The organism is Arthrobacter sp. Y3222053, from assembly GCF_059092805.1.
The window spans coordinates 743,694-767,542 of record NZ_JBNHIA010000002.1 but is presented as its reverse complement, the minus strand read 5'-3'; the positions used below and the strand labels follow the sequence as shown (position 1 = coordinate 767,542).

Sequence of the window (23,849 nt, the reverse complement as noted above, 5' to 3'; positions counted from 1 at the left end):
TCAGGCCACGGGCCGGCGCATGACCCGGTTGCGGCTGCGGCCGCTCTCCACCAGGTTCTTCAGCAGCGCGTCAAAGGAGCCGGCGGCCTGCTTGGCGGACTCGCCCGGCCAGTGATGCACCGCGTGCGCGGCGCCCTGGATCTGCTGCCAGTTGGCCTGCTCGGCAATGTGCGGCTGCAGCAGCAGGTCACCGAACATCTGCTGCATCTCCGCCAGGCGGAAGGAATGCTCGTTGGAGCTGGTGCGCACCCGGTTGGCCACGATGCCCGCGGGCGCCAGGTTCGGAGCGAATTCCTCGCGGAACAGGTCCAGCGCGCGCATGGTCCTTTCGGTGCCGGCCACGGAGAACAGGCCCGGCTCGGCCACCAGCAGCACCCGGTTGCTGGCCATCCAGGCCATCCGGGTCAGGCCGTTCAGCGACGGCGGGCAGTCAATGAGCACCAGCCCGTATCCGCTGACGCGGGAGAGCAGGGTGGAGAGCCGGCGCAGGTCACGCCGGCCCAGGTCGGGGCGGTCATAGATGCCGGTGAAAGCTGAGCCCATGGCGACGTCGAGCACCGGGGGACGCTTCGGATCGCCCTTCCGGCGGCGCAGGTGGTTCTCCGTCCAGCCGCTGGACACCACGTTGTCGGTCAGCACCGCCCGGCGGGCGCCCTTGAGCATCTCGCCGATGCCCGGCTTGTCGCCCGGGTTCACGGCCAGGCCGGTGGTGGCGTCAGCATGCGGGTCCAGGTCCACCACCAGGGTGGGGATGCCCGCTGCCAGTGCAGCCGATGCCAGTCCCAGGGTCACCGATGTCTTGCCCACACCGCCTTTGAGACTGCTGATGCTCACTACTTGCACTTGTTGAACCAAAACCTAACGTTTCTCGGGATCACGAGCGAAGGGCCCCCTGGGGAAGCTGCACGATCATTCTATGTGACAGGTGCAGGTAACCCGGGAAGCGGCTGTTGCGGGGGTGGCGCATAGACTGGGCCGCAGAACTGTGACACGCAGCACGCTTGGCAACGCGGCCCTGTGTGGCGGCGGCCCGCATGGCTGCCGCCCTTCCGGGCCGCGCAGCCGCGCGTAAGATTTCGGTTAGAGGGTCCGCGGCCACACACTGCGGCCTCCCTGCCGCCAACGATGCAGGAGAGCAATGTTCTCGAAGATTCTGGTCGCCAACCGCGGTGAGATCGCCATCCGGGCCTTCCGCGCCGCGTATGAGCTCGGCGCGAAAACCGTCGCCGTGTTCGCCTATGAAGACCGAAACTCGATCCACCGGCAGAAGGCCGACGAAGCGTATCTCATCGGCGAGAAGGGCCACCCGGTCCGCGCCTACCTCGACGTGGACGAGATCATCCGCGTGGCCAGGGAAGCCGGCGCCGACGCCATCTACCCCGGTTACGGCTTCCTGTCAGAGAACCCCGGCCTGGCCCGCGCCGCCGCCGAGGCCGGCATCACCTTCATCGGGCCCGCCGCCGACGTGCTGGAGCTGGCCGGGCACAAGGTGCACGCCCTCGACGCCGCCCGCAGCGCCGGCATTCCCGTGCTGCGCTCCACCGCGCCGAGCGACGATGCGGAGAAGCTGCTGGCCGAAGCCGAGGAGATCGGCTTTCCGATCTTCGTGAAGGCCGTCGCCGGCGGCGGCGGGCGCGGCATGCGCCGGGTCGACACGGCCGAGCAGCTGCCCGAGGCCCTGGCCGCCGCGATGCGCGAAGCCGACACCGCCTTCGGCGATCCCACCGTCTTCCTGGAGCAGGCCGTCCTGCGCCCCCGGCACATCGAGGTGCAGGTCCTCGCCGACGGCGAAGGCAACGTCATCCACCTCTTCGAGCGTGACTGCTCCCTGCAGCGCCGCCACCAGAAGGTCATCGAAATCGCGCCGGCCCCGAACCTGGACGAGGACATCCGCCAGGCTCTCTACCGTGACGCCGTCGCCTTCGCGAAGTCGCTGAACTACGTCAACGCCGGCACCGTCGAGTTCCTGGTCGACACCGTCGGCGACCGCGCCGGCCAGCACGTCTTCATTGAAATGAACCCGCGCATCCAGGTGGAGCACACGGTCACCGAGGAGATCACCGACGTCGATCTGGTGCAGGCGCAGATGCGCATCGCCGCCGGCGAGACCCTCTCCGACCTGGGCTTGGTCCAGGAGGAGCTGCAGATCCGCGGGGCGGCCCTGCAGTGTCGGATCACCACCGAGGACCCGGCCAACGGCTTCCGGCCCGACGTCGGCAAGATCAGCGCCTACCGCTCCGCCGGCGGCGCGGGCGTCCGGCTGGACGGCGGCACCGTCTACGCCGGAGCCGAAATCAGCCCGCACTTCGACTCCATGCTGGTCAAGCTCAGCTGCCGCGGCCGCACCTACCCCATGGCCGTGAACCGCGCCCGCCGGGCGCTGGCCGAGTTCCGGATCCGCGGTGTGTCCACCAACATTCCGTTCCTGCAGGCCGTGCTCGATGACCCGGCGTTCGTGGCCGGCGACGTGGCCACCTCCTTCATCGAGGAGCGCCCGGAGCTGCTGGGCGCCCGGGCATCCGCGGACCGCGGCACCAAGATCCTCAGCTGGCTGGCCGACGTCACGGTCAACCAGCCGTACGGCGCCCCGCCCACCGAGCTGGACCCCGAGGCCAAGCTGCCCGCCGATCTGCCCGAGGTGCGCCCCGGATCCCGGGACCGGCTGCGGGAACTGGGCCCGGAGGCCTTCGCCGCCGAACTGCGGGCACAGACCGCCCTGGCGGTTACCGACACCACCTTCCGTGACGCCCACCAGTCGCTGCTGGCCACCCGGGTGCGCACCCGGGACCTGCTCTCCGCCGCTCCCGCCGTCGCCGCCCTGACCCCCCAGCTGCTCTCGGTGGAGGCCTGGGGCGGGGCCACCTACGACGTCGCGCTGCGCTTCCTCGGCGAGGACCCGTGGGAGCGGCTCACCGCCCTGCGCGAGGCGCTGCCCAACATCTGCATCCAGATGCTGCTGCGCGGCCGCAACACCGTCGGCTACACGCCCTACCCGGTGGAGGTCACCGAGGCGTTCGTGCAGGAGGCCGCCGACGCCGGCGTCGACATCTTCCGCATCTTCGACGCCCTCAACGACGTCTCGCAGATGGAGCCGGCCATCCGGGCGGTGCGCGCCACCGGCACCGCCGTCGCCGAAGTGGCCCTGTGCTACACCGCCGACATGCTGGACCCGGAGGAAAAGCTCTACACGCTGGACTACTACCTGGGCCTGGCCCAGCAGATGGTCGACGCCGGCGCGCACATCCTGGCGATCAAGGACATGGCCGGGCTGCTGCGCCCGCCGGCCGCCGCGAAGCTCGTCACCGCGCTGCGCGAACGGTTCGACCTGCCGGTGCACCTGCACACCCATGACACCGCCGGCGGGCAGCTGGCCACGCTGCTCGCCGCCGCCGAGGCAGGCGTGGACGCCGTCGACGTCGCCAGCGCCTCGCTGGCCGGCACCACCAGCCAGCCGGCCGCCTCCGCGCTGGTCGCCGCCCTGGCCCACACCGAGCGGGACACCGGCCTGGACCTGGCCGCGGTCAGCGCCATGGAGCCCTATTGGGAGGCCGTGCGCCGCGTCTACGCTCCGTTTGAGTCCGGTCTCGCCGGGCCCACCGGCCGCGTGTACCTCCACGAGATCCCCGGCGGGCAGCTCTCCAACCTGCGCCAGCAGGCCATCGCCCTGGGGCTGGGGGAGCGGTTCGAAGCGATCGAGGACATGTACACCGCCGCCGACCGCATCCTGGGCCGACTGGTCAAAGTCACCCCGTCCTCCAAGGTGGTCGGAGACCTGGCCCTGCAGCTGGTCGGACAGAACGTGGACCCGAAGGCGTTTGAGGAAAACCCGCAGGACTACGACATCCCCGACTCGGTCATCGGCTTCCTCAACGGCGAACTGGGCGACCCGCCCGGCGGCTGGCCCGAGCCGTTCCGCAGCAAGGCGCTGCAGGGACGCAAGGTGAAGCCGCGCGACGTCGAACTGACCGACGAGGACCGCGCCGGGCTGGCTGCGGACTCCGCCGAACGGCGCCGCACCCTGAACCGGCTCCTGTTCCCCGGCCCGGCCAAGGAATTCGACTCGGTGCGCAGCACCTATGGAGACCTCTCCGTCCTGCGCACCCGCGACTACCTCTACGGGCTGCAGTACGGCGAGGAACACGTGGTGGACCTGGAGAAGGGCGTGCGGCTCATCGCCACCGTCGACGCCGTCTCCGAGCCCGACGAAAAGGGCATGCGCACGGTCATGACCACCCTGAACGGCCAGCTGCGCCCCGTGCTGGTGCGCGACCGCAGCGTGGAGACCGACTTCAAGGTCGCCGAGCGCGCCGATCCGGGCAAGCCGGGCCACGTCGCCGCACCGTTCGCCGGAGCGGTCACCGTGACGGTGAAGGAAGGCGACACCGTGGCCGCGGGCGACGCCGTCGCGACCATCGAGGCGATGAAGATGGAGGCCTCGATCACCACCCCCACCGGCGGCACCGTGCAGCGGGTGGCCCTGACCGGAGTCTCCCAGGTCCAGGGCGGAGACCTGATCGTCGTGCTGGAGCCCGAAGGCAAGTAACGGGGGCAGCAGGACATCCCGCGGGGCGGTACGGCAGCAGCCGTACCGCCCCGCGGCTATCTCCGGGGCCGGACTAGACTGAAGCCGTGACCCACTACGACCTCGCCATCGTCGGCTCCGGCTCCGGCAACACCCTCATCACCCCCGACTGGGACGGGCGCAAGGTCGCCCTGGTCGACGGCGGAACCTTCGGCGGCACCTGCCTGAACGTCGGCTGCATTCCCACCAAGATGTTCGTCTATCCGGCCACGCTCGCCGCCACGTCGGCCGAAGCCGGACGGCTGGGCGTCGACCTGGCCCACACCGGAACCCGCTGGCGGGAAATCCGCGACCGCATCTTCACCAGGATCGACGCGATCTCCGACGGCGGGCGCCGATACCGGGACGAGGAGCTGGACAACGTCACCCTCTATCCCGAGTACGCCCGGTTCACCGGACCGCACGCCCTGGAAACCGTGTCGGGGCAGCGGATCAGCGCCGACCAGATCGTCATCGCCGCCGGCTCCCGGCCCTTCGTCCCCCCGATCCCCGGCATCGACCTGCCCCAGGTGCACACCTCCGACACCGTTATGCGCGTCGACGAGCTGCCGCGCCGGATCCTGATCCTCGGCGGCGGCTACATCGCGGCGGAGTTCGGGTTCATCTTCTCGGCCCTGGGCAGCGAGGTCAGCATGGCGGTGCGCTCCGGCTTCCTGCTCCGCGGCCAGGACCAGGCCGTGGCCGAACGCTTCACCGTCGAAGCGGAAAAGCAGTGGAACCTCCTGCGTCGCCACGAAGCCCGCAGTATCACCGCCAACCCCGACGGATCGGTCCATGTGGTGCTGGACGCCCCGGGCAAAGTCGCCGAACTGGACGTCGACCTGGTCCTGGTGGCCACCGGCCGGATCCCCAACACCGACCGGCTGGACACCGCCGCCGCCGGCTTCGACCACCACCCGGACGGGCGGGTGGCCGTGGATGAGCACCAGCGGGTGCTCAGCGGCGGCACGCCGGTGCCCGGCCTGTGGGCGCTCGGGGATGCCAGCAGCGAGCACCAGCTCAAGCACGTGGCCAACCACGAGGCGCGCGTGGTGGCCCACAACCTGGTCCACCCCGACGACCTGCGCCGCAGCGACCACCGCTTCGTGCCGGCCGCCGTGTTCACCCACCCCCAGATCGCCGCCGTCGGGCTCACCGAGGACCAGGCACTGGACTGCACCGCCGAACGCGGCACGCATCTGGCCGTGGCCGTACAGGAGTATGGCTCCACCGCCTACGGATGGGCCATGGAGGACACCACCGGGTTCGTCAAGCTGCTCGCCGAGCGCGAGACCGGCAAGCTGCTCGGCGCGCACATCCTCGGGCACGAGGCCTCCATGCTCATCCAGCCGCTGGTTCAGGCGATGTCCTTCGACCAGCATCCGCTGGAGGTGGCCCGCGGCCAGTACTGGATCCACCCGGCGCTGACCGAGGTCGTGGAGAACGCGCTGCTCTCGCTGAACCTGGACGGCTGAAAAAGGAGCCCAACGTCCGGGCCCGCCGCTCTGGCAAATTGCTAGGACATCCAACTAGTCTGTGAACTGAACCACACCGACAGTTCAGGAGCATCGATGTCCAGCCACCAGTCCACCGGCACCATTGACAATCCGCAGTCCGGAGCGGCCGCAGCGCCCGCCCTGGCCCACTACATCAACGGGCGCCGGCTGGAGGGAACCTCCGGCCGTTTCGGCGACGTCTGGGATCCCAACATCGGCCGCGTCCAGTCCCGCGTGCCGCTGGCCTCCGCCGAGGAGGTGGGCGCCGCCGTCGACGCCGCCGAAGCGGCCCAGCCGACATGGGCGGCCACCAACCCGCAGAAGCGCGCCCGGATCCTGGGCCGCTTCGTGGACCTGGTCCGCGCCGACATGGACAACCTCGCCGCGCTGCTGTCCGCCGAACACGGCAAGACCCTCGCCGACTCCCGCGGCGACATCGAACGCGGGCTCGACGTCGTCGAATTCGCCATGGGCGCCCCGCACCTGCTCAAGGGCGAATACAGCGACAGCGTGGGCCCGGGCATCGACACCTACTCCATGCGCCAGCCGCTCGGTGTCGTCGCCGGCATCACCCCGTTCAACTTCCCGGCCATGATCCCGCTCTGGAAGGCCGGGCCGGCGATCGCCGCCGGCAACGCATTCATCCTCAAGCCGTCCGAGCGGGACCCCTCCGTGCCGCTGCGCCTGGCCGAGCTGTGGACCGAGGCCGGGCTGCCGGCCGGCATCTTCACCGTGGTCAACGGGGACAAGGAGGCGGTCGACGCGCTGCTCGAGGACCCGCGCGTCCAGGCCGTCGGCTTCGTCGGCTCCACGCCCATCGCGCAGAGCATCTATGCCCGTGCCACCGCCAACGGCAAGCGTGCCCAGTGCTTCGGCGGCGCCAAGAACCACATGCTGGTGATGCCCGACGCCGACCTCGACCAGGTCGCCGACGCCCTGATCGGTGCCGGCTACGGCTCCGCCGGCGAACGCTGCATGGCCATCTCCGTCGCCGTGCCGGTCGGCGAGGCTACCGCCGACGCACTGGTCGCCAAGCTCAAGGAGCGGGTCGAGCAGCTGCGCGTGGGCACCTCCACCGACCCCGACGCCGACTACGGCCCCCTCGTGGGCCGCGACGCGCTGGAGCGGGTGCGGGGCTACATCGGCATCGGCGAAGAGGAAGGCGCCGAGCTGGTGGTGGACGGCCGGAACTTCAGCCTGAACGGGCACGAAGACGGATACTTCATCGGCCCCTCCCTGTTCGACCGCGTCACCCCCGAGATGCGCATCTACCAGGAGGAGATCTTCGGCCCGGTCCTCGTGGTGGTCCGCGCCGCCGACTACGAGGAGGCGCTCCGGCTGCCCAGCGAACACCGCTTCGGCAACGGCGTCACCATCTACACGCGCGACGGCGACGCTGCCCGGGACTTCGCCTCCCGGGTCAACACCGGGATGGTCGGCATCAACGTGCCGATCCCGGTGCCGATCGGCTACCACACCTTCGGCGGCTGGAAGGCCTCCGGCTTCGGGGACCTGAACCAGCACGGCCCCGACGCCTTCCGCTTCTACACCAAGACCAAGACCGTCACCGAGCGCTGGCCCTCCGGGATCAAGGACGGCGCCAGCTTCATCATGCCCGCCGGAGACCACTCATGAGCGCAGGCACCCCGGCCGAACTGCTCACCGAGGTTCGCGGCCGGGCCGGCGTCATCACGCTCAACCGGCCACGCGCCATGAACGCGCTCACCCACGGCATGGTGCTGGCCATGGCCGAGGCGCTCGACGCCTGGGCCCGGGATCCGGCGGTGGACCTGGTGATCGTCACCGGCGCGGGGGAGCGGGCGCTGTGCGCCGGCGGCGACATCGTGGATTTGTACTACGACGGCTTCGAGGGCGGCCTCGGCGGCGCGCGCATGTGGGCCGACGAGTATGCGCTCAACCACGCGATCTCCGAATACCCGAAGCCGTACGTCGCCGTCATGCACGGGCTGGTCCTGGGCGGCGGCATCGGCATCTCCGCGCACGGCTCGCACCGCGTCGTCACAGACAGCACCCGCGCCGGGATGCCGGAGACCGCCATCGGCTTCGTGCCCGACGTCGGCGGCACCTGGCTGCTTTCCCGCGCTCCCGGCGGCATCGGCGCCCACCTGGCCCTGACGGCGGCGCATGTGGGCCCGGGGCGGGCCATCGAAGCCGGCCTGGCCGACAGCTATGTGCCTGAGGCCGACCTTCCGGCCCTCATCGCCGAGCTGGCGGCCACCGGCGATCCCGCGGTGATCGACCGGTTCGCCCGCCCGGCACCGGATTCCTTCGATGAGGAGCGTGCCGTGCTGGACCGCGCCTATGCCGCGGACACGGTGGAGGAGATCCTCGCGGCGCTGGACGCCGAGGAGGCCCCCGTGGCGGCCGACGCCGCGCAGCGGATCCGGCGCAACAGCCCGCTCGGACTGAAGGTGACCCTGGAATCCCTGCGCCGGGCCGCCGGCCGGGAGCTGGCCGACGTGCTGGTGACCGAGTACCGGGTCTCCTGCCGCTTCCACCTCGGCCACGAGCTGAGGGAAGGGGTCCGTGCGCAGGTGATCGACAAGGACCGGCAGCCGCGCTGGGAGCCGCCGGTGCTGGAGGAGGTGGACCCGGACGAAGTGGCCCGGTACTTCCTGCCCCTGGACCATCCGCAGATTCCGGAGCTGGACCTCGGGCGCCGGCCCGCCGACGTCGGCCCCGCCCATGTCGAGGCGGAGCAGGTCGGCGGCACGCCGTCAGAAGCAACCGCAGGGAGCCGGGCATGAACATCGCCTTTATCGGTCTGGGCAACATGGGCGGACCGATGGCCGCCAACCTCGTCAAGGCGGGCCACCGGGTGGCCGGCTTCGATATAGTGCCGGAGGCCCTGGAAAAGGCCCGTGCCGCCGGCATCGAGACCGCCGCCACCGGTGCAGACGCCGCGGCCGGCGCAGAAGTGGTCATCACCATGCTGCCCGGCGGACGGCACCTGCTGGACGCCTACGAAGGCGGGCTGCTGGCCGCCGCGGCGCCGAACACCCTCTTCCTCGACTGTTCCACCGTCGATGTCGCCGACGCCCGGGCAGCACGGGAGCTGGCCGTCGCAGCGGGCCGCCGCGGGGCGGACGCCCCGGTCTCCGGCGGCACCGTGGGCGCGGAGGCGGGCACGCTGACCTTCATGGTCGGCGGCGACGAGGCCGACTTCGCGCAAGCCGAACCGCTGCTGCAGGTCATGGGCGCCACCGTGGTGCACTGCGGCTCCTCCGGCGCCGGGCAGGCCGCCAAGGTGTGCAACAACATGATCCTGGGCGTCTCGATGATCGCGGTCAGCGAGGCGTTCGTGCTGGCCGAAAAGCTGGGGCTGAGCCACCAGGCGCTGTTCGACGTCGCGTCCCGTTCCAGCGGCCAGTGCTGGGCCCTGACCACCAACTGCCCCGTGCCCGGGCCGGTGCCGGCCAGCCCGGCGAACCGGGACTATGCGCCCGGCTTCATGGGTGCGCTGATGAGCAAGGACCTGCAGCTGGCCCTCAGCGCCATCGAGGCCACCGGCACCGCGGCCGAGCTTGGTCCGCTGGCGGCCGGCATCTACCGCCGGTACGCCGAGGAGGGCGGGGCGCAGACCGATTTCTCCGGCATCATCAACACGATCCGGGAGGCTTCGGCCTGACGTGCGCAGGGCCTGCGCCGCCGTTCTCAGGCGGCGCAGGCCCCCGGCAGGTCGCCGGACGGTGTCCAGCTCACGTGCGCTCGGCCCGCAGGGCCCGCTTGAGCAGCTTGCCGGACTGGTTGCGGGGCAGTTCAGCGACGAAGTCGACCCGCTTCGGCACCTTGTGCCCGGCGAGCCGGGCCCGGACGTGGGCGCGTACGGCCTCCGCCGTCAGGGCCGCGCCCTCCTTGAGCACGACGACGGCGGTCACCGCCTCGATCCAGCGCTCATCCGGCAGTCCGATCACCGCAGCCTCGGCCACCTCGTCCAGTTCGTAGATGCAGTCCTCAATCTCCCGTGGAGCCACCAGGACCCCGCCGGTGTTGATGACGTCCTTGATCCGGTCCACCACCTGGATGTACCCGGCGGCGTCGCGGGTGACCTGGTCTCCGGAGCGGAACCAGCCGTCGTCGAACGCCGCGGCGGTGGCCTCGGGGTTGTTCCAGTAGCCGGTCAGCAGCTGCGGGGAGCGGTACTGGATTTCGCCCGGCTCCCCGGGGGCGGCCGGGGCGCCGTCGGCGGTCATCACCCGGGCCTCGACGTGATAGACGGGCCGCCCGCAGGACGCGGGCCGCGCCTCATGCTCCTCCGGGCGCAGCACGGTGCACAACGGGCCCAGCTCCGACTGCCCGAAGCAGTTGTAGAACCCGATGTCCGGATACCGCAGGCGCAGCCGCTGCAGCACCGTCACCGGCATGATCGAGGCACCGTACTGGGCCTTGCCCAACGACGAGAGGTCGCGTGCCGCGAGGTCGGGGTGGTTGCTCAGCGGCACCCAGACCGTGGGGGCCAGGAACAGCGAGCCGATGCGCTCCTCCTCCACCAGGCGCAGGATCTCGCCGACATCGGGCTTTGGAATGATCCGCACCGCGGCGCCCAGGGCAAGGTAGGGCAGCAGGAACACGTGCATGGCGGCCGAGTGATACAGCGGCATGGCGATCAGCGGACGGTCCCCGGCCGTGAGGTCCAGGGCAATGATCGCCGAGACGTACTCCGCCAGGAGGGCGGAATGGGTCATCATCGCGCCCTTGGGCGCGGAGGTGGTGCCGGAGGTGTAGAGCAGCTGCACCACGGTGTCCCCGGCCGGTGCCGCTGCCGGAGCCCCGCCGGCTGCGCTCTGCTGCGCTGCGTCCGGCCCGTCCTCGGCGAGGGCGGTCTCCAGGAGGGCGGGCCCACCGCGGCCGCTGCCCGGGAACATCGGCCACACCTGCCCGACGGCGGGGGCACGCCCGGCGGTCCGGACCTCCTCGACCAGCGGCAGCAGCGCGTCGTCGGCGACCACCAGGGTCGCTCCGGAGTCCTCGAGCAGGTAGGCGAGTTCATCGCCCTTGAGGGCAAAGTTGACCGGCACGTGGACCATCCCCGCCTCGGCGCAGGCCAGGAATAGGATCAGATACGCATCGGAGTTCGCTCCAAACGCCGCCACCCGGGATCCTGCCGGCAGGCCGGCGTCCAGCAGCCGGGCACGGACCCGTTGCACCGCGGTGTCCAGCTCCTCGTAGGTCCAGCTGCGCTCCCCGAACCTGACCGCGGTGGCCGGGCCGCTGCGCGCGACGCTGCGGCGCAGCAGTGCTCCAATGGTGTCGGCGCGGGGGTCGGCCGACGGAGCGGCGGCCGGAGCGGGTGCGGTGCCGGAGGCGGCAACGGGACTGGGATCGGTGACGCTCATGCGGGTCCTCTCGCTGCGGAGTGTGGAACGCAAGGATCTCCAAGGATCCGCGCCTTGTCCAGAGGCCGCCGGGCGGCGGAAGCGGCACCGGCGACGGGAGGATTGGGTTGGTCAGGGGCCCTGTGCGGGAAATTCCGGAACCCTGGCGGGGCGTCCGGAAACGGCCAGCAGGATCTCCACAGCCTCGGCTTCCACAACTCTTCCCTGCCCCCAGCCCCGCCCGCCTGCCGCGTCCACCAGCCGGAGGCCGGCGGCCCGCTCGCGGCCGCCGCCGAAGGCGACGGGGGTCCGCAGCTGGTGACTGATGGCCATGGCCACCGCCTCCGCGGGATAGGACGCGGCGATGCCCAGCGGGCGGCGGATGTCCTCCCCGTGGACGAATGCCTCCACCAGCCGGGTCGCCGGGTTGGCCGGGGGAGTGCGGGTGAGGGACACCGCCCGGCGAAAGGCGTCCAGGGTGGCCTCCGGATCGGCCTGCCTGCGGCGTTCGACGCCGCGGTCGTTGGCCCGGTCAAAGTTGAAGCGCGCCGCCGCGAGCCCGGCCAGGAACCGCAGGCGGCCCGTCTCGGCGGTGTCCACGAGGTGGGCCAGCACGTCATGGATGTCCCAGCCGGGGCACAGCGAGGCCGTCCGCCACTGCGCGGGCGCCAGGCCGGTGAGATCCTCGGCAAGCCGCTTCCGCTCCTGGTGCACCGTCGCCCAGATCGACTCGGAGACCCCGAACATGGTGATCCTCCCGTCAGGTCCCGGTAAAGTCGCCGGCCTGCTGCCGGAACCTGCGCAGGATGCACGTCAGGAGGTCCAGGTCCTCCTCGGGGAGGCCGATGTCGGCGAAAACCGCGTTCAGGTCTTCGGTGGCACGCCGGGCCACATCCCGCCCCGCGTCGGTGATCGCCACCAGCCTGCTGCGTCCGTCCGCGGGGTCCGGCCGACGGTGGACCAGCCCCGCAGCCTCCAGCCGGTCCACCGTGTTGGTGACCGAGGTGGGGTGTACCTGCAGCCGGGCGCTGAGCTTGGACATCGGCAGCCTGCCCGTCCGGGTGAAGCTCAGCAGGGTCAGCAGTTCGTACCGGGAGAAGCTGATGCCGAACGGGCGCAGCGCGGCCTCGATGCGGGTGAGCATGATCTGCTGGGCCCGCATCACCGCCGTCACTGCCTCCATCCCGGGCGCCGCGTGCGCCCAGCCGTGGTCCTCCCACTGGCGGCGTGCCTCGGCGATCGGGTCCATCGGCAGCGGGCGCGTGGCAGTCATCGGGGGTCCTCAGGGGGTGGGCGGCGGGCACGGCATCGCGGCAGCGCCGCGGACAGCTGGATTCTACCGTTCCGGGCACCGCCGTCGCCGGTCCGTCTCACTCCCTGAGCCCCACGACCGGGGTATCCGAGAACTCCCGGCCCTCTGTCGGGCGGCCCTCGGCGTCGTGCAGCAGCTGTTCCCGGGCGCGCAGCTCCACCCGCCGGATCTTCCCGGAGACGGTCTTGGGCAGGTCGCGGAACTCCAGCCGGCGGATCCGCTTGTACGGTGCCAGGTGCTCGCGGCAGAACGCCAGGATGTCCTGCGCGGTTTCGGCCGTCGGTTCCCAGCCGGCGGCGAGCACCACGTAGGCCTTGGGCACGGCCAGGCGGATGGGGTCGGGGGAGGGCACGACGGCGGCCTCCGCCACGGCGGGATGCTCGATCACCACCGACTCCAGTTCGAAGGGTGAGAGCCGGTAGTCGGAGGCCTTGAACACGTCGTCGGCCCGGCCCACGTAGGTGATGACGCCGTCCTCGGAACGGCTGGCGACGTCGCCGGTGTGGTAGAGCCCGTCGCGGAAGGCCTCGGCGGTCTTTTCGGCGTCGCCCCAGTACCCGGGGGTGAGTCCCACCGGCCGGGGATCCAGCCGCAGGCAGATCTCGCCCTCGTCGCCCTCCTCGCCGGTGGCGGGGTCCACCAGAACGACGTCGTAGCCGGGAAGGGGCCTGCCCATGGACCCCGGACGCACCGGCTGCCCGGGCGTGTTGGCGATCTGCAGGGTGGATTCGGTCTGGCCGAACCCGTCACGGATCTGTGTGCCCCAGGCCTGCTCCACGCGGGAGATCACCTCCGGATTGAGCGGCTCGCCCGCGGCCACGAGCTTGGCCGGCGGGGTCGCCAGCTGCGAGAGGTCCGCCTGAATGAGCATCCGCCACACCGTGGGCGGGGCGCAGAAGCTGGTGACCTGCTCACGCTCCATCTGCGCCATCAGGGCCCCGGCGTCGAAGCGTGTGTAGTTGTAGAGGAAGACGGTGGCCTCGGCGATGAACGGAGCGAAAAAGTTGGACCAGGCGTGCTTGGCCCAGCCCGGCGAGGCGACGTTGAGGTGAACGTCGCCGGGCTCCAGGCCGATCCAGTACATGGTGGAGAGGTGGCCGACCGGGTAGGACGTATGGGTGTGCTCGACCAGCTTGGCCTTGGACGTGGTGCCGGAGGTGAAGTAGAGCAGCATGGTTTCGTCCGCCCGGGTGGGAGCGGTGGCGGTGAAGGCGGAATCGAAGCCGTCGGCGGCTGAGTAGGACAGCCGCGGACGGGCCTCCTTCCCGTTCCCTCCCGAGGGGGCGGCGTCGTCACCGACCACCAGCAGCCGGAAGTCGCCGGGGACCGCATCGAACTTGGCGGCGTTCGCCGCGTCCGTGAGCACCCACGACGCGCGGCCGCGCTCCACCCTGTCCGCCAGGTCCGCCGGCCCCAGCATCACGGTGGTGGGGATGACCGGGGCACCGATCTTAATGCAGGCCAGCATGGCCTCCCACAGCTCCACCTGGTTCCCCAGCATCAGCAGGATCCGGTCCCCGCGCTCCAGGCCCAGGGAAAGCAGCCAGTTCGCCACCTGTCCGGAGCGCGCGCTGAGCTGCCGGTAGTTCATCCGGGCCGTGGAGCCGTCCTGCTCGGCGATGACCAGGGCGTCCTGGGTGCCGCGTTCGCCGGCGGCCACCTGATCGAACCAGTCCAGGGCGAAGTTGAACTCTGCCGGACGGGGCCACTCGAAGCCGTCCCGGGCAGCGTCCGGATCCTCCCGCAGTGCCAGCAGGCGGTCCCGTGCCGCGCGGAATTCCGTGGTTGCCGTCATGCCGGTACCTCTTTCGTGCCGCCGGCCGCCGTGTTGCCGGTAATTGACAAATGTGATCTGCGTGACACGAGAATAGTTGGACATCCTACAATTGTTAAGGGGCAGGACCACCGGCGGCCACCGCCGGCGGCGCGGCACAACCGCCGGTCCGGTCCCCGATCCGAGAGGAACACCTATGCCGCCGGTACTGCGCGGAGAGTCCCCGACCCTTGAAGCCCTGAGCGGCGGCGGCCTGCCGGACGCCGACCTGTTCAACTTCGCCGCCCTGCTGCCGTCCGATGAGCGGCTGCGGTTGGCGGAGCTGCGCGACTACCTCCAGGCGGAGATCCGCCCCGCCTCGGTCGGGCTGTGGAACCGTGAGGAGTTTCCGACGGCGCTCCTGCCCGGTCTGGCCGCCCACGGTCTGGGGGAGCTGGAGCTCTCCGGGGCGAGCCGGCTGTTCCGGGGCCTGGCCTACGCGGAGGTCGCGCGGGCCGACATCTCCTTCAGTGCCTTGGTCGGCATCCATAACGAGCTGATCCTGGGCCTCATTGACGCGCTGGGGTCCGAGGAGCAGAAAGCCCGCTGGCTGCCCCCGCTGCGCAGTTTCCGGGCCTTGGGCGCCTTTGCGCTGACCGAGCCCGGGCACGGTTCGGACATTGCCGGCGGCCTGGCCACCACCGCCGTCCGCGACGGCGCCGAGTGGGTGCTGACGGGCGCGAAGCGGTGGATCGGGTCCGGGACGGTGGCCGACGTCGCGATCGTCTGGGCGCGTGACACGGCGGACGGACAGGTCAAGGGCTTCCTGGTCGAGACCGACCGGCCCGGATGGCGGGCCTCCAGGATCGAGAACAAGATCGGGCTGCGGATCATGCACAACGCCGACATCGAGCTTGACGAGGTGCGCATCCCGGCGGCCAATGCCCTGCCCGGAGCGTCGGGTTTCGCCGCGGCCAACGAGATGCTGCGCAACTCCCGGGCCTGGGTGGGCTGGCAGTGCGCCGGAGCGCAGCTGGCGATCTTCGACGTCGCCCGGGACTATGCCGTGAACCGCACGCAGTTCGGGCGGCCGCTGGCGAAGTTCCAGCTGGTGCAGGAGCCGCTGGCCCGGATCCTCGGGAACGCCGCTGCCGCTCTCGGCCTGATGACGCAGATTGCCCGGCTGCAGGAGTGCGGCGGGTTCGACATGGCGCATGCCGCGCTGGCCAAAGCCACCACCACGGCCCAGGCCCGTGAGTCCGCGGCCCTGGGCCGCGCCCTGCTCGGCGGCAACGGGATCGTCACGGACTACGAGATGGCCAAGATCTTCAACGACGTGGAAGTCCTTTACACCTATGAGGGCACCTATGAAATCAACGCGCTGATCGTCGGCCGGGCGGCGACCGGGCACTCGGCGTTCGTGTAGCCGGACCGGCCCGGGCGTCGGCCCGGCGGACGATGAAAACAGGTGAGGCGGAACCCACGGGGGTTCCGCCTCACCTGTTTTCCGATGGGGTCGGGCGTCGGCGGGGCAGGCTGTGGCCCGCTCCGCCGACGGTCAGCGTGCCGGCTGTGCGCTGTAGATGTCCTCAACCACCGCGGCATAGTCCTTCAGCACCTGGGCCCGCTTGATTTTCAGCGACGGGGTCAGGTGGCCGCTGGCCTCGGTGAAGTCGGTCGGCACGATGCGGAAGACCTTGATCGCCTCGGCTTGGGAGACCGCCGCGTTGGCGCGGTCCACCAGCGCCTGGATTTCGCTGCGCATGTCCTCGGTGCCGGCGGCGTCCTCCACCGACATGGACGGCAGCTTGTGCCGTTCGAGCCAGCCGGGCAGGGCCTCCTCGTCGATGGTGATCAGGGCGGAGATGAACGGGCGCTGGTCGCCGACCACCACGCACTGGCTGACGATGGCATCGGCGCGGATGGAGTCCTCGAGCAGCGCCGGGATGACGTTCTTGCCGCTGGCGGTGACGATGATCTCCTTCTTGCGGCCGGTGATCCGCAGGAAGCCGTCGTCGTCGAGCTCGCCGATGTCTCCGGTGCGCAGCCAGCCGTCCACGAAGGTCTCTTCGTTCAGTTCGGGACGGTTGTAGTAGCCCTTCATGACGCACACGCCCTTGGCGAGGACCTCGCCGTCCTCGGCGATCCGTACCGCGTTGCCGGGCAACGGGGCGCCCACGGTGCCGATCTTGATCAGTTCCGGGGTGTTCACCGAGACGGGTGCGGTGGTTTCGGTCAGGCCGTAGCCTTCCAGCACCATGACGCCGATGCCGTGGAAGAAGTGGCCGAGCCGCTCGCCCAGGGGAGCGCCGCCGGACACGGCGTACTTGACCTTGCCGCCCATCGCAGCGCGGATCTTGGAGTACAGCAGCTTGTCGAACAAGGCATGCCTGAGGTTCAGCAGGAACGGAACCCGTCCGGCCTCCTTCGCCTTGGACCACTCGATGGCGGTCTTGGCGCCGGCGTGGAAGATCTTCCCCTTGCCGCCGTCCTCCGCCTTGAGCATGGAGGAGTTGTAGACCTTCTCGAACACGCGGGGCACCACCAGGATGAAGTCCGGCTGGAAGCTCTGAAGATCCGGCAGCAGGTTCTTCACGTCGGGGGTGTGGGCCACGGTGGCGCCGGTGGTCACAGCGAGGATGGAGATCATCCGCGCAAACACGTGGGCCAGGGGCAGGAACATGATGGTCTGGGCGCCTTCGCGGGCCACTTCAGGCAGGCCGGCGGCGGCGTTGCGGCACAGCTCCACGAAGTTGGAGTGCATGAGCATGCAGCCCTTGGGCTTTCCGGTGGTCCCGGAGGTGTAGATGATGGTCGCCAGGTCATCCAGCTTGGCCAGCGACCGGCGGCGTTCGATCTCCTCGTCGGGGACCTGGCTGCCGGCGGCGCGGAGCTTGTCCAGGCCGCCGCCGTCCATCTGCCAGACGTTGGCCACGGCGCTCAGATCTTCGTCCATGGCCGCCCGGCGGACCACCGACTCGTTCTGCGCGGTCTCCACGATGACGGCGACAGCCTCGGAGTCGCCGAGGATCCAGGCCACCTGCGACGGGGAGGAGGTCGCGTAGACCGGCACGGACACCGCACCGGCGAACCAGATGGCGAAGTCCATCAGGGTCCACTCATAACGGGTCCGGGACATGATGCCCACCCGGTCGCCGGGATTCACCCCGCTGGCGGCGAGCCCCTTCGCCAGTAGCCGCACATCATCCAGGAACTCGCGGGCGGTGATCCGGCGCCACTGATCACCCTCGGGCACCGCGAAGAGAGCCGGATTGCTGGGCTTGGCCGCCTGTTCAAGCAGGAGGTCCGTTGTATTGGTCTGCTGCTGCGATTCCACGAGGACGGGAACGCTGTATTCACGCACGATAGCTCCTTCGATATCTTTCGGTGCCACAGGTTTCCCCTACCCTATAACCTGGATCACATTTTCTACCCGACGGTAACCTTGCGGAACGGTAACGCTTCCGCGGCGGCTCTTGCCCTTTGCCTAGAATGGGTTTTTGATGCCTCCCTTGAACCAGCCCCCGTCCCCCCGCACCGCAGCTTCCTGGAGGCGCCGGCCCGCCGGGCCGCTGCCCGGCCGGACGATGCGGCTGGCCAATCCCATGCGCCGGCGCGGGCTGGCGATCGGGATCGATATCGGCGGCACCAAGGTCGCCGCCGGCCTGGTCGATGCCTCCGGCCGGGTCCTCGCCGAAGCCAGGCGGTCCACGCCCGGCCACGATCCGCGCGAAGTGGAAGCCGTCATCGTGGAGCTGGTCCGCGAACTCAGCGCTGAGCATCACGTCTGGTCCGTGGGGATCGGCGCCGCAGGCTGGATGGACCTCGCCGGCAGCACCGTCCTGTTCAGCCCGCACCTGGCCTGGCGCAACGAGCCGCTGCGCGAAAACCTGGAGCGCCTGCTCCGCCGCCGCGTCTTCCTGGTGAACGACGCCGACGGCGCCGCGTGGGCGGAGTGGCGTTACGGAGCCGGCGCCGGCGAGAGCCGGATGGTCTGCATCACCCTCGGCACCGGCATCGGCGGCGCCATGGTGATGGACGGCCGGCTCGAACGCGGCCGGTTCGGAGTGGCCGGCGAATTCGGCCACCAGGTGATCATGCCCGGCGGCCAGCGCTGCGAGTGCGGCAACCGGGGCTGCTGGGAGCAGTACGCCTCCGGCAACGCCCTGGGACGGGAGGCGCGGGAACTCGCCGCCGCCAACTCGCCGGTCGCGCAGGAGCTGCTGCGGGCGGTGGACGGACGGATCGGGGACGTCACCGGCGCGGTGGTGACCCGCCTGGCGCTTGAGGGCGATCCGGCCAGCGTCGAGCTGCTCGAGGAGGCCGGCGAATGGCTGGGCCTCGGACTGGCCAACCTTGCCGCGGCCCTGGACCCGGGCAAGTTCGTCATCGGCGGCGGACTCGGTGCCGCCGGCGATCTGCTCCTGGAACCGGCCCGCCGGTCCTTCGCACGGAACCTGACCGGGCGGGGCTTCCGCCCGGCAGCCTCCATCCGGCCCGCGGCACTGGGGCCGGCGGCCGGCATGATCGGCGCGGCGGACCTCTCCCGGATCGCCGCGCGGCGCTGACCGGGCCGGAGGAACCTCACACCGCCGAGCCGTCATCTCCATCCTCGCGCTGCTGGGGCAGCCGGTACAGCAGGTAACCGGCCGAACCGGCGAACAGGGCAATCACGCCCAGGACCACGGTCAGCGGGGCGCTGCGCCAGAACATCGCAAACAGCAGCAGGAGCAGCGGGCCGCCGGCCGCCCCGATCCAGGCCAGCACCAGCAGCGGCTCACCGCTGCCCAGCGGGGGCGGCTCGGGGGGAACGAAGCCGCCGTCGTCGTCGTCGTCCTCGACCTCGTAGTCCCTGGGACCCGCCGGACGGTTCCCGCCGGCACCGCCCTCCCCGCCGGCTGCCCGGGACGGCCCGGACGACGCCGGACCGGCGGACAGGTCAGGCTGCAGCCGGTTGCCGAACAGGGCACGGGTGCGTTCCGCCGGGCTGGGCGGAACGGCCTGCGGCGCCCGCGGCTCCTCCGGCCTCCGGTCCCCGGGGCCGGTGCCCGGGTCCTCCGGGCGGGAGCGCCCGGACGCCGGCGGGCTGTCCCGGTCGTCGTCGAGGTCGGGGGTCTGCTCCAGGCGGGCCACCAGGTCCAGCCAGACGGCGTCGTCCGTGGACCCGTTGCGGTCCGGTTCCTTCTCGTTCATGTCCGGCTTCCTGCACTGACGTCCTGGATGAATTCGCTGCTCCGCCCGAAGATCAGCGGGGCGTCGTGGTCCATGGTGGCCACATGGTAGCTGTTGGGCAGCGGCACCACGGTCAGGTCGGCCGAGGTCAGGCCGCGGCGCAGCGCCGCCATGCTCGACTCCGGGACAATCGGGTCCACCGCGGAACGGAACACCAGGACCGGCGCGGTGATCCGCGGCAGCGACGCCGTGGTGTCACGGAACAGGCGCATCAGCTGCTGCACGGCGGCCACCGGCGTCCGGGCGTAGGCGCCCTCGTCCTGGCCGGGCAGCGCTATGTTGTTGCCGATCGCCGGAACCGAGCGCACCAGGTATTTCAGCGCCCCTGCGTAACGGGCCCGCGGGTCGGCGGCGGTCAGCCCGGGGTTCACGACGGCGACCCCGGCCACCTCCCGCCGGGAGGCCAGGCGCAGGGCCAGGGTTCCTCCCATCGACAGGCCGCCGGCGACCACCCGACCCGTGCTTTCAGACAGCCGGTCGTAGGCCTGTTCATAGGCGTCGTACCAGTGCGCCCACGGCGTGCGTGCCAGCTCCTGCCACGTGGTGCCGTGGCCCGGCAGCAGCGGCAGCGACACCGCGTAGCCCTGGTCAGCCAGATGACCGGCCCACGCCCGCAGGCTCACCGGGGAGCCGGTGAACCCGTGGCTGAGCAGCACGCCGGTGGACGCATTGGGGCCGTGGCCCGCATACATGAAGGGGGCCGGAGGGGACTGCGCAGTCATACCCACTATGGTGGCACCCGGGGTGGCGAATTCCACCCCGCGGCGCGGTAAACGGGCCGCCGGTCCGCAGCCCGGTTCATCCGGGGCAGCGGGAAAGCATAGAGTATGGGGGAGGGAAGTGCGCCGTTGATCGCCGCTTTCCCTCTTGAGCTGCGGGATTAACTGAGGAATGGGAGCGCCGGCCGCGTGTTTTATTGGGTGATGAAGACGATTGTCATCGGACCAATCGTCAACCTCCTCTTCCGGCCCTGGGTCAAGGGCATGGACAACGTTCCCGCCAAGGGCGCCGCGATCCTGGCCAGCAACCACCTGTCCTTCTCCGACTCGATCTTCCTGCCGCTGCAGGTGCCCCGGCCGGTCTCCTTCCTCGCCAAGTCCGAGTACTTCACCGGCAAAGGCCTCAAGGGACGGCTCACGGCCCTGTTCTTCCGGCTCGCCAACCAGCTGCCGATGGACCGCTCCGGCGGGCAGGCGTCAGCAAACAGCCTCCAGGCCGGCGTCGACGTGCTGCGCGAGGGCGGGCTGCTGGGCATTTATCCGGAAGGCACCCGCAGCCCCGACGGCCGGCTCTACCGCGGCAAGGTAGGCGTCGCCAAGCTCGCGCTGTCCACCGGGGTGCCCGTGATTCCGGTGGCGATGATCGGCACCGACAAGGTCCAGCCGATCGGCCGCCGCCTGCCGAACATCCGCAGGATCGGCATCATCGTCGGTGAGCCGCTCGACTTCTCCCGCTACGCCGGCATGGAGGACGACCGGTTCGTGCAGCGGGCCGTCACCGACGAGATCATGTACGAGCTCATGCGCCTCAGCGGCCAGGAGTACGTGGACGTCTACGCCTCCACCGTCAAGGAACAGCTGGCGCGGAAGAAGGCCGCCGAGCGCAGCGGCCGTGGCTCCGCGGCCGGCCGCAGCGCCGTCCGGCTCGCAGGTCCGCAGCACCAGGCGCCGGTGGTCGGGCCCGCCTCCACGCCCGGCGAAGCCACGGCCGAGGAACCCCGGCCGGCCCGCCGCGACGAGGACCCGCAGGCCGGCGCGCACAGCGCCTGATATTTCGGCGTCGGTCCGGAGCGGGCAGCCGCCCGCCCCGGAGGTGTGCCCGCCGGCTACCCTGATGCGGCTGCTGCTCCGGCGCGCCGGCCGAAGAAGGTGCCATCGCCCAGGGACGTCCCGCTGAGGTAGCCGTGGCCATGCAGCCCGGAGGCGGCACGTCCGGCCGCGAAGAGGCCCGGAATGGCAACCCCGGACCACCCACACCGCCAGGTCGTGGCGGAAGAGGGCGGCCTGGCCGAGCATCCCCGGATACTGGTCCTCGTTGATGAACCTCTGGCCGAGGTCGTTCACGAGCAGGCCGCGCACCGCCAGGCCGGGCACCAGGGCGATGCCGACCTGGGCGGTCGACATCCGCTGCACCGCGGCGCCCGCGGCCTGCGCCATCCTGATGCCGCGGCCGTCATCGCGGCCGTCGCTGGTGACCCCCAGCCCGGTCAGCAGCGGGGCATGCATGGCCATCATTTCCGGATTGTCGGCGAATCCCCCGGTCGCCAGGACCACGCCCCGCCGGGCCCGGACCGCGATCCGGTCCTGGAAATGCCGAGCCAGGTGCGGACCAACACGCCATCGATGGGCGGCACCCAGGTGGGGGAGTCCCAGAAACCGGGCTTGAACGGAACCCCGTGGCCCGTGAGCCAGTCGTAGTGGTCCAGGCTGCCCCGGCAGTACTCCCGGATCTTCTCCGCGTCGGCCTGCGGCCCCAGCGCGGCCAGCAGATAGGCCTCCATCTCCTCCGGCGTATCCGTGAAGCCGCACGCCTGCTGGATCGGGGTGCCGCCGCCCAGGTAGATCTCCCCGCCGGACAGGGCGGACGAGCCCCCGCCGCCGCCGGCCTGCTCCAGGAGGAGGACCTCGGCGCCGCGGGCGCGGGCTTCCAGCGCCGCGGGCCGCCGGATGTCGAAGTGTGGCGAACCGGACGCGCGCGTTACGGCGTTCCGCTACGTCGGCCGCGGCGGCCCGATAGGATTTAAGCCGTGACCTCCAACAGCACTGACACGTCCAGCACACCCACGACCGCCGGGGCAGGGGCGGTTGACGCCGCCGTGGACCACTGGCGCACGCTGCCGATCGGCCAGCAGCCGGACTGGCACGACCACCCCGGGTATGGCGCCGCGGTGGCCGAGCTGTCGATGCTGCCGCCGCTGGTCTTTGCCGGCGAGGTGGATGTCCTCCGCGGCCGGCTGGCCGAAGCGGCGGCGGGACGGGCCTTCCTGCTCCAGGGCGGCGACTGCGCGGAGACCTTCGAGGGAGCCACCGCCGACCGGATCAGCGCACGCGTCAAGACCATCCTCCAGATGGCCGTCGTGCTGACCTACGGCGCCTCCCTTCCGGTCATCAAGATGGGCCGCATGGCCGGGCAGTTCGCCAAGCCGCGTTCCTCGAACGAGGAGACGCGCGACGGCGTGACCCTGCCGGCCTACCGCGGGGACATGGTGAACGGCTTTGACTTCACGGCAGCCTCCCGTGCCCACGACCCCGCCCGGATGGTGCGGGCCTACCACACCTCGGCCTCGACGCTGAACCTGATCCGGGCCTTCACGCAGGGCGGCTTCGCCGACCTGCGGCTGGTCCATGACTGGAACCGCGGGTTCACGGCCAACCCGGCGCACTCCCGCTACGAGTCGCTCGCGGCGGAGATCGACCGCGCGGTCCGCTTCATGGACGCGTGCGGGGCCGACTTCGAGGCCCTCAAGCGGGTGGAGTTCTTCGCCAGCCACGAGGCCCTGCTGCTGGACTACGAGCGGGCCCTCACGCGCACCGATTCCCGGACCGGCCTGCCGTACGACACCTCGGCGCACTTCCTGTGGATCGGGGAGCGGACCCGCGACCTGGATTCCGCCCACGTCGATTTCCTCTCCCGGGTCCGCAACCCCATCGGCGTCAAGCTCGGACCCACCACGCGGCCGGAGGACGCCCTGGCCCTGATCGACAAGCTCGATCCCAACCGCGAACCCGGCCGGCTGACCTTCATCACCCGGATGGGCGCGAAGAACATCCGCGAGAAGCTCCCGAACCTGGTCGAAAAGGTCACCGCCAGCGGCGCGCAGGTGCTCTGGGTCACCGACCCGATGCACGGCAACACGGTCACCTCACCCAACGGGTACAAGACGCGCAACTTCGACGACATCATGGACGAGCTGCGCGGCTTCTTCGAGGTCCACAAGGGCCTGGGCACCTTCCCCGGCGGCCTGCACGTGGAAATGACCGGCGACGACGTGGCGGAGTGCCTGGGCGGAGCCGATCCGGTGGACCAGGAGGCCTTTGTCGACGGCTATGCCTCCGTGTGCGATCCGCGCCTGAACCACATGCAGTCCCTGGAAATGGCGTTCCTCGTGGCAGGGGCCCTGGCCGGCAAGAAGTAGGACCGCCGGCCCGGGCCGCCCGTA

General features: G+C 70.8%; 18 protein-coding genes and 1 pseudogene. 10 read left to right on the top strand and 9 right to left on the bottom strand.

Going from position 1 to position 23,849, the window contains the following annotated elements; genetic code table 11:
- Nucleotides 1-843, bottom strand: coding sequence for a ParA family protein (locus tag AC5RUW_RS07730; protein ID WP_494006710.1), 843 nt, complete (start codon nt 841-843; stop codon nt 1-3).
- 295 nt (nt 844-1,138) lie between these two features.
- Between AC5RUW_RS07730 and AC5RUW_RS07725 the strand changes: the two genes are divergently transcribed.
- From AC5RUW_RS07725 to mmsB, 5 genes are all read left to right on the top strand, one after another.
- Complete coding sequence (locus AC5RUW_RS07725) at nt 1,139-4,543, top strand: pyruvate carboxylase (RefSeq protein ID WP_494160129.1); 3,405 nt, start codon at nt 1,139-1,141, stop codon at nt 4,541-4,543.
- An 86-nt stretch (nt 4,544-4,629) separates the two neighbouring features.
- Nucleotides 4,630-6,036 (top strand): mycothione reductase, encoded by a 1,407-nt coding sequence (locus AC5RUW_RS07720; protein ID WP_494160128.1) that lies wholly within the window; start codon nt 4,630-4,632, stop codon nt 6,034-6,036.
- Between the two features lie 96 nt (nt 6,037-6,132).
- Nucleotides 6,133-7,692 carry a CoA-acylating methylmalonate-semialdehyde dehydrogenase gene (locus AC5RUW_RS07715; RefSeq protein WP_494160127.1) on the top strand — a complete coding sequence of 520 codons (1,560 nt, stop codon included), beginning with the start codon at nt 6,133-6,135 and terminating at the stop codon, nt 7,690-7,692.
- Nucleotides 7,689-8,825 (top strand): enoyl-CoA hydratase/isomerase family protein, encoded by a 1,137-nt coding sequence (locus AC5RUW_RS07710; protein WP_494160126.1) that lies wholly within the window; start codon nt 7,689-7,691, stop codon nt 8,823-8,825. The genes AC5RUW_RS07715 and AC5RUW_RS07710 overlap by 4 nt, the downstream gene beginning before the upstream one ends.
- A complete protein-coding gene (gene mmsB, locus AC5RUW_RS07705; protein WP_494160125.1) occupies nt 8,822-9,706 on the top strand; it encodes a 3-hydroxyisobutyrate dehydrogenase in 885 nt (294 codons plus the stop codon). Before AC5RUW_RS07710 ends, mmsB begins: the two co-directional genes overlap by 4 nt.
- A 70-nt stretch (nt 9,707-9,776) precedes the next feature.
- Here the strand turns inward: mmsB and AC5RUW_RS07700 are convergent, their stop codons facing one another.
- The 4 genes from AC5RUW_RS07700 to AC5RUW_RS07685 all read right to left on the bottom strand — a co-directional run bounded on the left by AC5RUW_RS07700 (nt 9,777) and on the right by AC5RUW_RS07685 (nt 14,500).
- Nucleotides 9,777-11,414, bottom strand: a complete 1,638-nt coding sequence (locus AC5RUW_RS07700; RefSeq protein WP_494160124.1) for a fatty acyl-CoA synthetase — start codon at nt 11,412-11,414, stop codon at nt 9,777-9,779.
- Nucleotides 11,415-11,525: 111 nt separating this feature from the next.
- Nucleotides 11,526-12,140 (bottom strand): maleylpyruvate isomerase family mycothiol-dependent enzyme, encoded by a 615-nt coding sequence (locus AC5RUW_RS07695; RefSeq protein ID WP_494160123.1) that lies wholly within the window; start codon nt 12,138-12,140, stop codon nt 11,526-11,528.
- 13 nt (nt 12,141-12,153) lie between these two features.
- Nucleotides 12,154-12,666, bottom strand: a complete 513-nt coding sequence (locus AC5RUW_RS07690; protein ID WP_494160122.1) for a MarR family winged helix-turn-helix transcriptional regulator — start codon at nt 12,664-12,666, stop codon at nt 12,154-12,156.
- Between the two features lie 97 nt (nt 12,667-12,763).
- Nucleotides 12,764-14,500 carry an AMP-binding protein gene (locus AC5RUW_RS07685; RefSeq protein WP_494160121.1) on the bottom strand — a complete coding sequence of 579 codons (1,737 nt, stop codon included), beginning with the start codon at nt 14,498-14,500 and terminating at the stop codon, nt 12,764-12,766.
- A gap of 175 nt (nt 14,501-14,675) precedes the next feature.
- On the opposite strand from AC5RUW_RS07685, the gene AC5RUW_RS07680 reads away from it, so the two are divergent.
- Complete coding sequence (locus tag AC5RUW_RS07680) at nt 14,676-15,884, top strand: acyl-CoA dehydrogenase family protein (RefSeq protein ID WP_494160120.1); 1,209 nt, start codon at nt 14,676-14,678, stop codon at nt 15,882-15,884.
- A gap of 132 nt (nt 15,885-16,016) precedes the next feature.
- Here AC5RUW_RS07680 and AC5RUW_RS07675 read toward each other — a convergent pair whose 3' ends face one another.
- Nucleotides 16,017-17,822, bottom strand: a complete 1,806-nt coding sequence (locus AC5RUW_RS07675; protein WP_494160119.1) for an AMP-dependent synthetase/ligase — start codon at nt 17,820-17,822, stop codon at nt 16,017-16,019.
- A 139-nt stretch (nt 17,823-17,961) separates the two neighbouring features.
- On the opposite strand from AC5RUW_RS07675, the gene AC5RUW_RS07670 reads away from it, so the two are divergent.
- Nucleotides 17,962-19,026 (top strand): ROK family protein, encoded by a 1,065-nt coding sequence (locus tag AC5RUW_RS07670; protein ID WP_494160218.1) that lies wholly within the window; start codon nt 17,962-17,964, stop codon nt 19,024-19,026.
- A gap of 16 nt (nt 19,027-19,042) precedes the next feature.
- On the opposite strand, the gene AC5RUW_RS07665 is transcribed toward AC5RUW_RS07670, so the two are convergent.
- Nucleotides 19,043-19,651 (bottom strand): hypothetical protein, encoded by a 609-nt coding sequence (locus AC5RUW_RS07665; RefSeq protein WP_494160118.1) that lies wholly within the window; start codon nt 19,649-19,651, stop codon nt 19,043-19,045.
- Nucleotides 19,648-20,412, bottom strand: coding sequence for an alpha/beta hydrolase (locus AC5RUW_RS07660; RefSeq protein WP_494160117.1), 765 nt, complete (start codon nt 20,410-20,412; stop codon nt 19,648-19,650). The genes AC5RUW_RS07665 and AC5RUW_RS07660 overlap by 4 nt, the downstream gene beginning before the upstream one ends.
- A 186-nt stretch (nt 20,413-20,598) precedes the next feature.
- On the opposite strand from AC5RUW_RS07660, the gene AC5RUW_RS07655 reads away from it, so the two are divergent.
- Nucleotides 20,599-21,459, top strand: a complete 861-nt coding sequence (locus AC5RUW_RS07655; protein WP_494006724.1) for a lysophospholipid acyltransferase family protein — start codon at nt 20,599-20,601, stop codon at nt 21,457-21,459.
- Nucleotides 21,460-21,642: 183 nt separating this feature from the next.
- Nucleotides 21,643-22,107 carry a hypothetical protein gene (locus AC5RUW_RS07650; protein ID WP_494160116.1) on the top strand — a complete coding sequence of 155 codons (465 nt, stop codon included), beginning with the start codon at nt 21,643-21,645 and terminating at the stop codon, nt 22,105-22,107.
- Nucleotides 22,108-22,112: 5 nt separating this feature from the next.
- Here AC5RUW_RS07650 and AC5RUW_RS07645 read toward each other — a convergent pair.
- A pseudogene (locus tag AC5RUW_RS07645) lies at nt 22,113-22,304 on the bottom strand (hypothetical protein); the annotation flags it as partial.
- Nucleotides 22,305-22,505: 201 nt separating this feature from the next.
- On the opposite strand from AC5RUW_RS07645, the gene AC5RUW_RS07640 reads away from it, so the two are divergent.
- Nucleotides 22,506-23,825 carry a class II 3-deoxy-7-phosphoheptulonate synthase gene (locus tag AC5RUW_RS07640; protein ID WP_494160217.1) on the top strand — a complete coding sequence of 440 codons (1,320 nt, stop codon included), beginning with the start codon at nt 22,506-22,508 and terminating at the stop codon, nt 23,823-23,825.
- The last annotated feature ends 24 nt before the right edge of the window (nt 23,826-23,849 follow it).

Coding starts and splice junctions, on each gene's coding strand:
- AC5RUW_RS07710 (WP_494160126.1), top strand. CDS start 7,689: ATGAGCGCAGGCACCCCGGCCGAACTGCTCACCGAGGTTCGCGGCCGG.
- AC5RUW_RS07725 (WP_494160129.1), top strand. CDS start 1,139: ATGTTCTCGAAGATTCTGGTCGCCAACCGCGGTGAGATCGCCATCCGG.
- AC5RUW_RS07695 (WP_494160123.1), bottom strand. CDS start 12,140: ATGTTCGGGGTCTCCGAGTCGATCTGGGCGACGGTGCACCAGGAGCGG.
- AC5RUW_RS07685 (WP_494160121.1), bottom strand. CDS start 14,500: ATGACGGCAACCACGGAATTCCGCGCGGCACGGGACCGCCTGCTGGCA.
- AC5RUW_RS07715 (WP_494160127.1), top strand. CDS start 6,133: ATGTCCAGCCACCAGTCCACCGGCACCATTGACAATCCGCAGTCCGGA.
- AC5RUW_RS07680 (WP_494160120.1), top strand. CDS start 14,676: ATGCCGCCGGTACTGCGCGGAGAGTCCCCGACCCTTGAAGCCCTGAGC.
- AC5RUW_RS07690 (WP_494160122.1), bottom strand. CDS start 12,666: ATGACTGCCACGCGCCCGCTGCCGATGGACCCGATCGCCGAGGCACGC.
- mmsB (WP_494160125.1), top strand. CDS start 8,822: ATGAACATCGCCTTTATCGGTCTGGGCAACATGGGCGGACCGATGGCC.
- AC5RUW_RS07670 (WP_494160218.1), top strand. CDS start 17,962: ATGCCTCCCTTGAACCAGCCCCCGTCCCCCCGCACCGCAGCTTCCTGG.
- AC5RUW_RS07665 (WP_494160118.1), bottom strand. CDS start 19,651: ATGAACGAGAAGGAACCGGACCGCAACGGGTCCACGGACGACGCCGTC.
- AC5RUW_RS07700 (WP_494160124.1), bottom strand. CDS start 11,414: ATGAGCGTCACCGATCCCAGTCCCGTTGCCGCCTCCGGCACCGCACCC.
- AC5RUW_RS07660 (WP_494160117.1), bottom strand. CDS start 20,412: ATGACTGCGCAGTCCCCTCCGGCCCCCTTCATGTATGCGGGCCACGGC.
- AC5RUW_RS07650 (WP_494160116.1), top strand. CDS start 21,643: ATGGCAACCCCGGACCACCCACACCGCCAGGTCGTGGCGGAAGAGGGC.